This window comes from Paenibacillus sp. Y301 (genome assembly GCF_059445505.1).
This window is the reverse complement of record NZ_JCAIUL010000001.1, coordinates 113,062-127,552: the sequence shown is the minus strand read 5'-3', so window position 1 is coordinate 127,552 and position 14,491 is coordinate 113,062. Positions and strand designations below refer to the sequence as shown.

13 protein-coding genes are annotated in these 14,491 nt (G+C 38.4%); 2 read left to right on the top strand and 11 right to left on the bottom strand.

Annotated elements, in window-relative coordinates:
* Positions 1-92: 92 nt before the first annotated feature.
* The 10 genes from AC1D69_RS00595 to AC1D69_RS00550 all read right to left on the bottom strand — a co-directional run bounded on the left by AC1D69_RS00595 (position 93) and on the right by AC1D69_RS00550 (position 11,198).
* Entirely contained in the window at positions 93-1,361 is a 1,269-nt protein-coding gene (locus AC1D69_RS00595) for an adenosylhomocysteinase (protein ID WP_495454220.1), read from the bottom strand.
* 21 nt (positions 1,362-1,382) lie between these two features.
* Positions 1,383-3,017: a bacillithiol biosynthesis cysteine-adding enzyme BshC gene (bshC, locus tag AC1D69_RS00590; RefSeq protein ID WP_495454219.1), complete on the bottom strand. Its 1,635-nt coding sequence runs from the start codon at positions 3,015-3,017 to the stop codon at positions 1,383-1,385.
* A gap of 174 nt (positions 3,018-3,191) precedes the next feature.
* Entirely contained in the window at positions 3,192-4,127 is a 936-nt protein-coding gene (locus tag AC1D69_RS00585; protein WP_495454218.1) for an ABC transporter ATP-binding protein, read from the bottom strand.
* Positions 4,124-5,119, bottom strand: coding sequence for an ABC transporter ATP-binding protein (locus AC1D69_RS00580; protein ID WP_495454217.1), 996 nt, complete (start codon positions 5,117-5,119; stop codon positions 4,124-4,126). The genes AC1D69_RS00585 and AC1D69_RS00580 overlap by 4 nt, the downstream gene beginning before the upstream one ends.
* Positions 5,120-5,130: 11 nt before the next feature.
* The gene (locus tag AC1D69_RS00575; RefSeq protein WP_495454718.1) at positions 5,131-6,075 is read right to left on the bottom strand and encodes an ABC transporter permease; all 945 of its coding nucleotides are present in this window, start codon (positions 6,073-6,075) and stop codon (positions 5,131-5,133) included.
* A 9-nt stretch (positions 6,076-6,084) separates the two neighbouring features.
* On the bottom strand, positions 6,085-7,017 hold the full coding sequence (locus tag AC1D69_RS00570; RefSeq protein ID WP_495454216.1) for an ABC transporter permease: 933 nt from the start codon (positions 7,015-7,017) through the stop codon (positions 6,085-6,087).
* A gap of 196 nt (positions 7,018-7,213) precedes the next feature.
* A complete protein-coding gene (locus AC1D69_RS00565) occupies positions 7,214-8,887 on the bottom strand; it encodes a peptide ABC transporter substrate-binding protein (protein WP_495454215.1) in 1,674 nt (557 codons plus the stop codon).
* Between the two features lie 158 nt (positions 8,888-9,045).
* Positions 9,046-9,432, bottom strand: coding sequence for a DUF3397 domain-containing protein (locus AC1D69_RS00560; RefSeq protein ID WP_495454214.1), 387 nt, complete (start codon positions 9,430-9,432; stop codon positions 9,046-9,048).
* A gap of 2 nt (positions 9,433-9,434) precedes the next feature.
* Positions 9,435-10,415 (bottom strand): ketopantoate reductase family protein, encoded by a 981-nt coding sequence (locus AC1D69_RS00555; RefSeq protein ID WP_495454213.1) that lies wholly within the window; start codon positions 10,413-10,415, stop codon positions 9,435-9,437.
* A gap of 132 nt (positions 10,416-10,547) precedes the next feature.
* Positions 10,548-11,198 carry an RsfA family transcriptional regulator gene (locus tag AC1D69_RS00550; RefSeq protein WP_495454212.1) on the bottom strand — a complete coding sequence of 217 codons (651 nt, stop codon included), beginning with the start codon at positions 11,196-11,198 and terminating at the stop codon, positions 10,548-10,550.
* A 337-nt stretch (positions 11,199-11,535) separates the two neighbouring features.
* Between AC1D69_RS00550 and AC1D69_RS00545 the strand changes: the two genes are divergently transcribed.
* Together AC1D69_RS00545 and AC1D69_RS00540 are read left to right on the top strand one after the other, a co-directional pair.
* Entirely contained in the window at positions 11,536-11,772 is a 237-nt protein-coding gene (locus AC1D69_RS00545) for a DUF2626 family protein (RefSeq protein ID WP_495454211.1), read from the top strand.
* Between the two features lie 173 nt (positions 11,773-11,945).
* A complete protein-coding gene (locus tag AC1D69_RS00540; RefSeq protein WP_495454210.1) occupies positions 11,946-13,046 on the top strand; it encodes a coiled-coil domain-containing protein in 1,101 nt (366 codons plus the stop codon).
* Positions 13,047-13,048: 2 nt separating this feature from the next.
* Here AC1D69_RS00540 and AC1D69_RS00535 read toward each other — a convergent pair whose 3' ends face one another.
* Positions 13,049-14,329, bottom strand: coding sequence for an extracellular solute-binding protein (locus AC1D69_RS00535; RefSeq protein ID WP_495454209.1), 1,281 nt, complete (start codon positions 14,327-14,329; stop codon positions 13,049-13,051).
* Positions 14,330-14,491 lie beyond the last annotated feature (162 nt).

The following is a 14,491-nucleotide window of genomic DNA, read 5'->3' as shown; positions in this document are numbered from 1 at the left end:
GCATGTTTTTTTATTGTTATAAGAAACCACACAACAAAAAAAAGCCCCCCCAGAAAATTTCGAGGAGGCTTACTAAATTATCTATCTCACCGTTAGTGTACGTTCCAACTATCTAAATAAGCCACTTGTTCTTCACTTAACGAATCCAATGTAATACCCAAACTTTCAAGCTTAAAGCGTGCCACTTGTTCATCGATCTCATAAGGAACATTAAGAACTTGCTTACCTAATGTCTCATAATTATCATTCACATACTTCAGTGACATGGCCTGCAAGGCGAATGTCATATCCATAATTTCAGCAGGATGTCCATCACCTGCACCTAGATTTACTAGGCGGCCTTCAGCGATGAGATACATTTTACGACCATCTTTAAATTGATATTCTTCAATATTACGACGAACCGTCCGAACAGAGCTTGAGCGAACAAGAATTTCAGGTTTATTCACTTCGACATCGAAATGTCCAGCATTCGCAAGAATAGCCCCATCCTTCATCACATCATAATGCTCGCCTGTAATAACATCACGGTTACCAGTCACGGTTATGAAGAAGTCTCCTAGCTTCGCTGCTTCGACCATAGGCATCACATGGAATCCATCCATATGTGCTTCTACAGCACGAATCGCATTAACCTCTGTAACAATCACTTTTGCGCCTAATCCTTTTGCACGCATTGCAACCCCTTTACCACACCAACCATAACCTACAACAACGACTGTTTTACCTGCTACAACCAAGTTTGTCGTCCGATTAATGGCATCAAATACCGATTGCCCTGTACCATAGCGGTTATCGAATAAATGTTTACAATACGCATCATTTACAGCTACCATAGGTAACTTCAATATCTGATCTTTCTCCATCGCCTTCAAGCGAATAATCCCAGTCGTTGTCTCCTCAGCACCCCCACGAATGTTAACGAGTAGATCAGGACGTTCCGTATGTAGAATCGTTACAAGGTCGCCCCCGTCATCAATGATAAGATCAGGCTTCGTTTCTAGCAAGCGAATCAACATTTCTTTATATTCCTCAGGCTCAGGATTGTGTTTCGCCAATACCGTTACACCGTCTTCTACCAATGCAGCACATACATCATCTTGTGTAGACAGTGGATTACTTCCTGCAATCGTTACTTCTGCTCCACCTGCCTGCACGACTTTTGCTAAATAGGCCGTTTTGGCTTCTAAATGGAGTGAAATAGCCACTTTCAATCCTTTAAATGGTTGCTCCGCCTCAAATTGCGAACGGATTCGATTAAGTACAGGCATATGTGCTTCTACCCAATCAATTTTTAAGTGCCCTTCGGGAGCTAGTTGCATATCTCTAACGATACTGTTCTCTAAAGATTTAGAATTCATAATGATCCTCCTTATAATTGACTACATTAGAATAATTCGATGTTCCTCTGAATAATGACTTGCAACTTCTAATAAATCTTCAATCAAAAACATCCCATAACGATTAAAATAATGATATACATTCAATACTCTCTCCTGTGGTTTACCCATTGGAAAAAGTGAGGTTCCTATTCGATCCCATTGACGTAGCGTTGCCTCATGTTGGAGTTCTAGAGCATCCTTAGCTTTCTGTTCTAGAAAAGAGATCTGTTCATTGATTTTCGCTTTATTATTCTGACCTAAAGTATATAAGCCTGTCTGAAGCGTGCTAAGTTGTTCAATTAATGGCATATACATCTGTTCAAAAGCTTGCCGTGTCTCCATGAACAATTGATCAATCTGTATTGTGTCTTGTTCCGATAACCATTGCTCACGTCGCTCTTGCAAGCGATACTGTACATCTTGAAATGTAAGTTCATACTTCTCCATATATTTCTGTTGTGTACCTTCTAGAAGGGTGAAAGACATCCGAGGTAACAATATAGGCATTTTCTTATTCAACACTTCAAAAGCTTGACGTGTAATCGCCCAATATGCCAGTTCTCCTTGCCCAAGTACGCATGCAAGAACTGGTAACACAGAATCCTGCATAATTGGACGAGTCAATACATTATTACTGAATTTGTCTGGATATGTCTTCAACATATCTAACAGTTGTTCCTTCGTGAATGATACTAAACCTTTACGATCCATAAACTTACCGTCTTGTTTCACTAAAAGAAGTCTATTTCCTTCATGAAGATAAAATAAATTAGCACCATCATCAGCAACATCTGCCTGCAATTCATAACCTAATGATGTGATCTGATCAGCTGAAGCACGATAAGCACGACCCAGATCATCATTATGTTCAATCATAGATTCAAAAACAGTTGATTCTAACGCACGTAATCTACGATCTGCTGAATCCAATAACACTAGACCATACTTTCCAAACATATCACCTAATAATTTAGCAAACGCATCACTTAAATTATCAGATGTAAGACTCGCTTGTTGAATTCGAGCTAGAATGTCAGCCTTTACATCGCTGTCTGGTAACGTATCTGAGAACGAGCGTATCACTTTATCCCATTCATCAGAAGATACAGCGGTATAGCTAACAGATGAACGTACAGACGCATATTTATTCATCTTTAGCTTACTTACCTGCTGTGGATCCCCTGAGAGCAAGTAAGTATGATTGACTTCATCCCAGTCATGATCTTCACCAGCTATCCAGAATACAGGCACTACAGGTCTATTCAAGCGTTTCTCCGCGTCTTTCGCGGCTTGAATAATTGTAATTGCCTTGTATACAAGAAGCATAGAACCAACAAACAATCCACTTTGTTGTCCACCCGTTACAACTAGCGTTCCGGGTTTCTCCAACATATATAGGGACGTATGTACTGCATCATGAGAATTATGCTTCTCATTATATTCTTTCAATATTTGTACCAGAGCATGGCGGTTTACCCGTCCATCTTCTGTATCATCTAACCACCGTGCTCGATCCGTCCAAGTCTGATCGAAGTGATAATCTTCTCCATATAAGGGAAGTACTTTTTCGTAATGATGAATATAATCATCTGCCAGAGTCGAGCCACTTTGTAGAGGCTCAGAAACAACTTTCATCGGGTATGCCTCCTATTCTTACACTATAAACAAGTCCATGAATTATATCTTAAATTCTTTCTTGATTGTAACTAATATGCTGTTATCAGTCAAAGAAAGTTCATAACCAGTTATTAATCATAAAAAAAGACCGCCGGTTTCGCCGGCGGCTTAATCATATACAACTTACTATCATTAGGCGTAAGGTGTTGCCACCCAATGACCCTTAGATACTTCAACCAATTTAGAATCAGCCAAGTTAAATTTGCCACTTTCGCTTGATCCTTTTGCAGAGTGAATGGGTCCGTCATGATCTTCTGGCATAATAATACGTTTCTTATTAGCTTCAATCTCCGGATCAGGGATCGGAATAGCAGACAATAATGTCTTCGTATACGGGTGAATAGGATTGCTATACAGCTCTTCACTGTCAGCCAATTCAACCATTTTTCCTAGATACATTACAGCTACACGATCACTAATATGCTTAACCATAGATAGATCATGTGCTATAAACAAATAGGTTAAGCCCATACGATCTTGTAGATCTTTAAGTAGATTTACAATCTGTGCCTGAATTGAAACGTCAAGTGCCGAGATAGGTTCATCACATATAATAAACTTCGGATCAACTGCAAGTGCACGGGCGATTCCGATACGCTGACGTTGTCCTCCGGAGAATTCATGTGGATATCGAGTAGCATGATCTGGATTTAGACCAACCATATCAAGTAGTTCTTCGATCTTCTTCTTACGCTCTTTACGGCTATCCGTTAACTTATGGATATCGAATGCTTCTCCAATAATATCAGATACCGTAAAACGAGGGTTAAGTGAAGCATATGGATCCTGAAATATCATCTGCATATCGCGACGCATCGCCTTCATCTTATTAGGAGGAAGTTTATAAATATCAGTACCACCAAAGTTAACACTACCTGCTGTAGGTTCATATAATCGAAGAATCGTACGACCTGCTGTAGACTTACCACAACCAGACTCTCCAACCATACCTAACGTTTCGCCTTGACGAATAGAGAAATTGATATCATCAACAGCTTTAAGCACGCTGCCTTTGCCTACATTAAAATACTTTTTCAAGCCATTAACTTGAATTAAAGGTTGACTCATGATGATTGTCCCTCCCGAGCCATAGGATGCAAATTCCAACAGCGTGCCATGTGTGACTCACTAAATACAGTTGCTGCTGGGTCAACACTTTCACAGATCTTCATTGCTTCATCACAACGGGCACAGAACGGACAGCCCAATGGTGGCTTGATAAGATCTGGAGGCGTTCCAATGATTGGAATCAATGGTTCACCTTTCTTCTGATCCAATCTTGGCATAGAACGTAACAATCCCTTAGTATACGGATGTTGAGGATTCTTAAATATTTCCATTACAGTTCCTGTCTCTACCACTTCTCCTGCATACATAACGATAACTTTGTCACACATGCCGGCAACTACGCCAAGGTCATGCGTAATCAGAATAATCGATGTTCCAAGACGTTCCTGAATTTCTTTCATAACATCAAGAATTTGTGCTTGAATGGTAACGTCCAGAGCCGTTGTAGGTTCATCAGCAATTAGAAGTGAAGGACGGCATGCTAATGCGATTGCAATCATGACACGCTGACGCATACCACCTGAGAATTCATGTGGGTACTGATTGAAACGTGCTTCAGCATTTTTAATACCTACGAGTTTCAGCATTTCAATCCCTTTTATCTTAGCTTCACTCTTGGACATGTTCTGATGCTTAATCATGACTTCCGTAATCTGTTTACCGACTCTAATAGTAGGGTTCAGAGAAGACATCGGATCCTGAAATATCATACCTATATCTTTACCACGAATGGCTTCCATTTGTTTATTAGACTTCTTCAATAGGTTCTCACCTTTGAAGATGATTTCACCCTTTTTAATACGTGAAGGCGGCGAAGGAATAAGGCGCATGATTGTCTGAGCGGTAACGCTTTTACCACTACCAGATTCTCCGACGATTGCTACCGTCTCACCCTCACCAATCTCGAAGTTCATGCCGCGAACAGCCTGAACTTCTCCGCCTTTTACATGAAAGGATACGTGTAAGTCTTTTACTTGTAAAATCGGTTCCATGGTGCCACCTCCTATTTCTTTAATTTTGGATCCAGTGCATCGCGTAGACCATCACCGAAAATATTAAAACAAAGCATGATCAAACTGATCAGAATAGCTGGGAAAAGCATGCGCCAAGGATAATACATCCATCCTGTAAGAGCATCATTAATCATCGAACCTAGAGAAGCTACAGGTGCTTGTACACCAAGACCCAAGAAACTTAAAAAAGCTTCTGAGAAAATAGCACTCGGTACGGATAGAGTCAAAGTAACAATAATGGGTCCAACCGCATTTGGAAGAAGATGACGGAATATAAGACGTGGAGAACTTGCACCCATAGAGCGAGAAGCCAATACGAATTCTCTATTCTTCAACTGAATCATCTCACCACGTACAATCCAAGACATATTAATCCAACCTGTAATCGTCAACGCTATAATTATAGTTCCTAAACTTGGTTCAAGAACAACTAACAATAGAATCGTAACGAGCATATAAGGAATTGAATATAGAATCTCGGAGAATTTATTCATAATTTCATCGATACGTCCTCCGAAGAAGCCCATAGTACCACCGTATATAACACCAATAAAAAGGTCAATCAGGGCAGCTGCTAAGCCAACAATAAGCGAAATTCTCGCACCTGACCATGTACGTACAAACATATCTCGACCTAATTCATCCGTACCGAACCAATGTAAAGAAGATGGAGGCTGGTTGGTATTAATCAAGTCATTAGTTCGGTAGTTAAATTCGGTAAGATGTGGGCCAATAATAGACATGATAACAATTAGAAACAAAATACTAAGTGCTGTCATCGCCATTTTATTCTGACACAGTCGTTGCCAAGCATCTCTCATTGCTGAAATGCTCTCACGTTGAATAACTTCAGACTGTTTCTCATCGGTACCTATCTTACGGAAATCTTCCGGCGTCAATACAACATTTTCTGATGGTACTTTCGTATTATTCATATCCAACAGTTAGCTCTCCTTTCCACCGCTAAGTTTAATGCGTGGATCAATCATTACGTATGCGATGTCTGTTATAAATCTCGCTAACATCAATATGACACCATAAAAAATAGTTACACCCATGATCATCGTATAGTCACGGTTCGTGATTGATTCAACGAATACTTTCCCTATTCCACCAATACCAAAGATTTGTTCAATAACAACAGATCCTGTAATAATATTAGCAGTCATAGGACCTACATAAGTCACAACAGGCAATATTCCGTTACGAATAACATGCTTAAACATGATTGTAAACCAGTTCAGCCCCTTAGCCTTTGCTGTCTTGATGTAGTCGGCATGTAGAACTTCAAGCATGCTCGATCTTGTAAGGCGAGCAATAAATGCAATCGGTTGCGCTGCAAGTGCCATAACAGGGAGGACATAGTCTAACGGTTTATCAAAACCTATTACGTTAAACCAACCTGCCTTTTCAGCCAAGTAATACTGCAGTAACGAAGCTAGAACAAAGCTCGGTACTGCCATCCCAAGTACAGCGAGTATCATGGCCACATTATCGATCAGTTTTCGATGATATAATGCAGCAAGCATACCTAGAAGTACTCCAATAATCACCGCTACGACGATGGCTACTGCTCCTAGTTTCAATGATGCCTGGAACGTATCTCCGATAATTTTGGTAACATCCTGATTTAACTTCTTCATGGATATTCCGAAATCGCCAGTCACAATATCACCCAAGTACTTAAAGTACTGTTGATACAATGGTTTGTCCAACCCGTATTGTTCCATCAGACGTGCCTTCATTTCGACTGATACCTTCTTCTCAGCCTGAAAAGGATCGCCCGGAATGGCTTGCATTAGAACGAATGTTGCGGATATCAATATTAGTAGAGAGAGAAGCATATACATAAACTTATTGATAACATAACGAACCATTCCATTCACCTCCGTATAAAAATCCAAATAATATAATAATAAGTAATTTTAATATATAACAAGGAATAAATCTATTCACTTTATTTGCATAAAATTGAAATCCTTGGAATGATCAAATTTACATAAAAAATTCGGGATGTATATGTGGAATCCATATATACATCCCGAATTAACTATTCAACTTCAAATGTTTACCTTACTCGAAGTAAGCACGTGAAAAGTCAATTGCACCACTGTAATCGATATTAATTCCTTTAACATTTTCTTTAGTAAGTGATACGTTGGTGTAATAGTAAATCGGCATTAGAACTTGTTCATCTTGAATTAGAATTTTTTCTGCTGCTGACATTTTTTCCATACGCACACTGTTATCTTGTGATTTCAATGCATCATTAACTAATTGATCATAGGATGCATTTGCGAATCCTGAATCATTGTTACCACCAGCTGTTTTCCACATGTCGATAAAGGTCATTGGATCATTGTAGTCAGCTGACCAAGCAGCACGAGCTACTTGATAGTTCAAGTTTTGACGAGTTTCTAAGAAAACTCCCCACTCAAGGCTTTCCGTTTTAACTTCTACGCCAAGATTGTTTTTCCACATATCAGCAATTGCCAAAGCAATTTTCTTGTGATTTTCATCTGTGTTATAAATCAAAGTAACTTCAGGAAGAGTGGTATAACCTTCTTCAGCCATACCTTCTGCAAGTAATTTCTTAGCCTCTTCTATATTTTCTTCGAAATAATTATCTTTAAATTCGTTACGGAACTCATCTTCTTTACCTTTAATACCCGGTGGTACATAACCAAATGCAGGAAGTTCTCCTCCAAGCGTTACTTTCTCAACAACATCCTGACGGTTAATGGACATTGCGAACGCCTTACGGATTTTAGCATTGTCAAATGGTTTAGCTGTTACGTTAAATTCATAGTAATAAGTACTCGCAACACCTTTTACAGCGAATTCATTTGGCAAATCTTTCTTCACACTTGGAATAGAATCAGAAGGAATCGAACCGTTCGGTTTACCAGCGTAATCGAGTTGTCCACTCTTATAGCTTGATAATTCAGATGCACCACTGTTTACAAGAGATGCTTCAATTTTGCTTAATTTGATACTTGCATTATCCCAATACTTGTCGTTCTTAGTGAATTCAAGTTTTTGTCCTGTAGTCCAATTAGTCAATGTGTAAGCACCATTTGTAATCATAGACTTAACATCTGTAGCCCAAGCTGCGTTATCCTTCACAGAATTATGAACTGGGAAGAATGTGTAGAATGAAGTCAGACCTAAGAAATAAGGTGTAGGATCATTCAATGTGACTTCTAATGTATAATCATCTGTAGCTTTAACGCCTACTTGAGAGAAATCAGTGATTTCTTTTGCATTGAACGCTGTTGCGTTCTTGATGTAACCTAGTTGATAAGCATATGGAGGAGCTGGGGTTGTAGCTGGATCAAGAACACGTTGCCAAGCAAATACGAAATCTTTGGCAGTTACAGGATCACCATTACTCCATACTGCATCTTTACGAAGTTTAAAGATATATTGCAATCCATCTGGAGAGATCTCCCATGATTCTGCAGCAGCTGGAACTTCTTTACCTGTCTCATCAACTCTTACTAGTCCTTCATACATCAACTTAAGAGCTGTGTTAGCTTGACTATCTTGAGCTTGTCCAGGATCAAAAGTCGGCGGTTCTGAAGCCATGTTAATATGAAGTACTTGATCTTTTGCTTCTACCGGTGCTTTTTCCGTAGATGTGTTTGATGCGCCCTCTTCTTTATTGTTGTTACTGCTGCAAGCTGCGAGTACAGTACTAACAAGTAAGATTAGAGTTAGCATACTTAGCCAACGTTTCTTTCTCATCTGGTGTTTCCCCCTAAAAATAATTTAGTTTAATGATTATAGTTATTGATTATACAACCAGTGCTAAAAAAAATCCACAAAACAATCCTCGAAATGATGATTTTTTCAGAAAAATCATTATATTTTACTGAATTTTACATCAAATATGTCATATTATATTACATTGAATTCAATATAGACCTAAATAAACCAATAAATGTAAATAAAAGATAGATACATGTCATAATTACGAACGCCATTCTCCAAACAGCACGAACCATTCTGGTGATATCTACCTTTCCTTTAATCCGATTCTGCGCTCCTCCTATCATCCCTACTGCAATTAATAACAATAGTAGAATTAAATAAAATCCAAACTTATTATTAAATGTATTATTAAATAAAGCGGAAACAGATACAATCAGAAACACAGTCGTAATATCCATTGCTATTAGTAAGGCATTGCGTTTATTATTTTTCCACTTCCAATACGTAAAATATACTACTACGAATGGAATAAACGGGAGAATGCTAAAAACGATAAAAGAATTACGTAGCAGGTCCACCTTCACTCCTCCTTTGCACTAATTCCTTCTATTAACTGAACCACGGAACGATGGTATTGAGCAGTTAATCCATTCTCTTCCGCCATGGCTACGATACTTCCATTAATCCATTTCACTTCCGTTGGAACACCATCAAGGATGTCCTTTAACATAGATGATGTATTAGCTGAAGTACTCAAACATACATTTACAATTTGCTCCCACATATAATTTTCGAGGTAAATGCCACACGATTCATATATTGTGATGGCTTCTAAGAAAAGGTCCCTCATCATCTGTACTCTTGTTGAGGTTGTCAATAACTCTCCATTCTGGACCCTCCACAGAGCAGTCAAAGGATTAATGATCGCATTTATTAATAATTTGCGATAAATCTGCTTATTTATTTCATTCGACAAATCACACTCAAATCCTGCTTTTCTTAGTTTATTTACCAAATTTTTCCCACTGTCGCTTACATTCTTCTTTTGTAGTACATCCTCATGTGAGTTCAGACCAATAGTAGTTACACCACTACCTGCGTGAAATACTTTATGATGAGATAATCTCCTTGCACCTTCCGTTGTAATAGCTGAATAGATATGCCATTTAGGTAATAATGATTGTAACAACTTTATATGTCCCGTTCCATTTTGAAAACAAACCATTCCTTTGGTATCGATCATTCTATCTCCGTCCAATTTTGCAAGGAAGTGTACACCTATATTCTCCACATCTTTTTGCTTTGTCATAAGAAATATCCAATCGGCAGGACTCTCCCTCCATGTATCTAAGAAATTGTCTATCACGTCGGCATCTACATGGGACGTTATATGTGCAGCTTTCTCTCCCTCATTGCTAGTCAGAATTAGCCCGTTATTCCTTATACATAGAGCTTGTTCTTGGCTTCGGCACCATATGCGCACCTTAATGCCGGTAGATGCTAGTTTTCCACCATAGAGTAGTCCTAATGAACCTCCACCAATAATATCAATTGTCATCATGTGTTCATCCTCATTTCACGTTGTGCTCGTTGCGATCTATTATATCCTAATCGTTATGTAATGGACCACAAATAAACCCGCACAGCGCAGTGAAGACGCTCTGTACGGGTTTATTGATGACAATTGTTTATACTAATCGATACGTTCTAGATTTCCGTTCGCATCCATTTTGAATCTCGACTTACTTTCTTCCTCTTCTTCATTTAAAAAGGCTAATCGTCTTGCACGATCCATAATTTGAATCAAAGCCTTGTAATCATCATTCACAACACGGTAGTCCGTTTGAACCTCATTAACTTGCTTAGACAATCTTTCATTAATGAGTCGTAGCTGGTCTACTTCTTCATCCTTCTCACGCAGTTCCTTTTCAAGCATTTTTAACTGTCTGCTATTCTCCTGAACGGTTCCCTTCCACTGTCTTAAGAAGCGTATTACTGCCTCCATAGACAATGTTTCTTCACTTATACCTTCAACCTTGTAGTAATTGCTATCCTCTTCGACCTTCATTAAACTTGCAACCTGTAGTCCAACTCCAGAAGGCTGTTTCTTGTAGTAACTTCGTTTCTGACGTTGAGCTTTAGCAATACTAATTGCTTCATCATACTTTTTACGAACACAACTATTCCAGCGAAATCCACATGCTGCAGAGGTTCTTCCGATTTTTTCACCGACTTCTTCAAATGCTGACAACTGTGTACCACCATCGCGAATATGGCGCAATGTTACTTCTGCCAAAATAAGATCATCATCAACACTCCATGCATCCTGTCTTACGGCTGTCATGCAACCGAACCCTCCTAACAACGTCCTAAAATAACCATCTTCTTAACCGGGTAACCCGGAAATGAATGAGGTATAAAAGCTGCTTAATTCATATCTATGCCTCTCATAGAGTTCATAGAATCTATTTGATACTATTTTGTATTTCCAATTTATCGCACTGTCATACACAAGCAATCAGAATTCATTCAGAATATTCGTAAAAGAACATAATATATTTCTATAACATTAGTCACAAATTTGAAAATATTTACGTTTTCATTATTTACACATATTTCCGTAACCGCTATAATAGAGCATATATACTGTTAGCGTGTACATAGGGAAGGGGATATGAACAATGGGACGTATGTTTAGAGTTCTGGGCTTTTTCACACTAGCAATCGGACTTATGGCTTTTGCTGGTGGTTTAACTGAAATGGCTTTGTTATTTTTTCTACAGACCGCCTTCTTTGTCATATTAGGCTATTTGAAATTTACCGAGAGAACGTATATTCTTCTCTTTTGGGCCTACATGATTGTGACATTTACAGGATTCAGTTACTGGACCGTATTTGTCATGGATATGCCAGTCTAATTTTAAACCTAGTTAAACGAAACGACCTTTTCAGTCCAACTAAAGGACAAAAGGTCGTTTTTTGATGTTTTTAACTTCTAAGAATACTAGACTCTGTTAAAATACAAGTTATAATAACTAAAATAGATGACATATACATATAGTTACCAGTGACATAAGGAGGGGAAACACTCTTGAAGGGATCAAAACACCATTTCACAATCTTGTACATGTTATTATCCTTATTATTTTTTTCTTCAATCCGTCCTACCGAGACGATCTTCGCAGAACCTACAGTGCCCCTAGACGAAGGAACTCGTCAACTGCTTGAGAAGAGTCTGTCCATTGTAGAAATCGACTCTGAAATAGAGCGCATCAGTAAACGCCAAGCAGCCATGAAGCAAGAGCAGGAACAATTAGAAATAGAGCTTATTCAAAAGCGTAGTCAAATAAAGGATAAGCAAGATCGTGCTGGAGCGATTGTTCGTTCATATTACATGGGTGAAAGAGATTTCTTATACTCGGCTCTTCTCTCCATCAAGAATATAAGTGGGTTCATGACGATCTATGGTTATTATGAACTGATTATGAATCATGATCAAGATGTTCTAAATACATATCAAACCGAGTATGCAAACATACAAACAACACAACAGAAAATAAGCCGGAATGCTGATGAATTAGAGGAGATGAAACGTAATCTTATGAATCAAAGAGAACGAGTCATCGTTCTTCAAGAATCCATAGAGGGAAGTCTTGAAACAAGTAGCGACCCAGAGGCTATGCAGCAAATGATGAATGAGTTTTCTGTATATTGGGAGAACGTGGGATTATACGAAGTGAAGCGCCATTTCAGAGCATTAGCTTCAGCAATGAAGGACTTACCTGAATTTGTTCAGAACACTAAAGGGATCATCCGAGCCAAGGGTTCAAAGTATTCTATTGATATTACAGAAGATCAACTAAATACATTCTTACGTTCTAAGGATGAACTATTTAATGAATTTTCCTTTCGCTTTGACGAGGATCTTATCTCTGCCTCAGGGCAAAGTGGCAATCTAGCAATAACAGTAGAAGGCAAGTATAGCATTGTAAACGAACCTAAGAATGGAATTATGTTTCATGTAACCAAATTAGTATTTAACAATCTTGAGTTACCTGATACAACCCGTCGCGCTCTTGAAGAAGAATTTGACCTTGGTTTCTATCCACAAAAACTAATATCGTTTGTAAAAGCAACGGATGTAAAGACTTCTAAGAACCTTCTTCATGTCACACTAGAGTTGTCTATGTAACTCTAACTCTTAGAACTATTACCCTCATCTAATTTGTCTATTTCGATGCCTAGACTTTTTATTTCCAACTTAAATTGGTTAACTGTTAGTTGACCTGTGAGCAGTTGATTAACTCGCATGGACAAATCAGTCCGCGCCTTGTTTGTCAATTGCTCATACACTACATCCCCATTATTTAACTTATTCAATAAGTCTAATTTTATTTGAGTGTCTAACGATTCATTTGTATAATTTTCATAAATGGCACTCAAAGAAGGTAAACGATATGTAGCATATAACCATTCCTGCTGAATATCATATGATGTCATATAAGCAATCCATTCTGAGGACTGCTCTGGTAATAAAGATTGAGAAGATACACCAAATGATCTACTACGCAGAAAAGATGGTGATTCGCTATAAAAGTAACCTGGTATTGTTACCGATAGACCATCCTTCCTCAACGATGTCGTTTCTGAATATTCAGTAAGATACAATGGTATTTCGCCTTTTTGGACAAGCTGTAACACTTCTTGCTTATTATTACTATTCACAAGTTTCATAAGTGGAAGTGACTGTTCAATCCATTTCAAATAATGGTCTTCTGGGTGTAAGATATCCCCCCCCATCCCACCGATCAATGCAGCCAATGCGTAAGGCTCGTCCGAATCAATTGCAAGTAGAGTCTTTCCCTTTCTTTGCAATTGCTTACTCAATAAAATATCCCAGGCTTCATCTGTACTTGGGGGATCCGTTATCTCCATCTCAACTAAAGCCTTGGGTTGCCATACCAAAACATTAGGATTCATATCAAATGGTATTCCCCATTGATATCCATTCCATTCTACTAAGGGAAGTAACGAACGTAATACACTGCCTCCAGGGGAACTTTTCAGATACGATTCAACGGGTAATAAATAACCTTTAGTCGCTAATCCCTTAATCCAATCACTCTCCATTAATAGAACATCTGATCCTTCTCCCATAGCCAAAGATTTAGAAATAGAACTCTCATCATATTCACTTTCGCTAGGATTGTTGGAAAGATCGACTTGTATACCCGTCTTTTGGATAAAACGTTTATTCAGTATTTCAAGTTTATTGAATTCGTTCGTACTCAACTGTACTGAGATTTTCAATATCTGATCGCTCTTGTCTTGATTAGGTGAATCCACAGACAGGAGACTGGTTGTATTGGTGTTATTATTTTTTGAATTGGTCTGAGTAAAATCTGAGGTTGGAGATAAACTCGTTAAGGAAAGAAGTAGAATCGCAAATAGTATCCAATAATTCTTCCTTTTCATTTGTCGATTTCCATCTCCTCTCTTACCCAGTTGCACCTATTCTAACAAATAAGTAGTATGTTTGTCCTTCCTTTATTTAGGAAATATTTAGAAAATTATTTAATATACCATCCAACGGAATCCTTATAGCGGAAAATAGAAAGCACACGACGAAGGCGAATA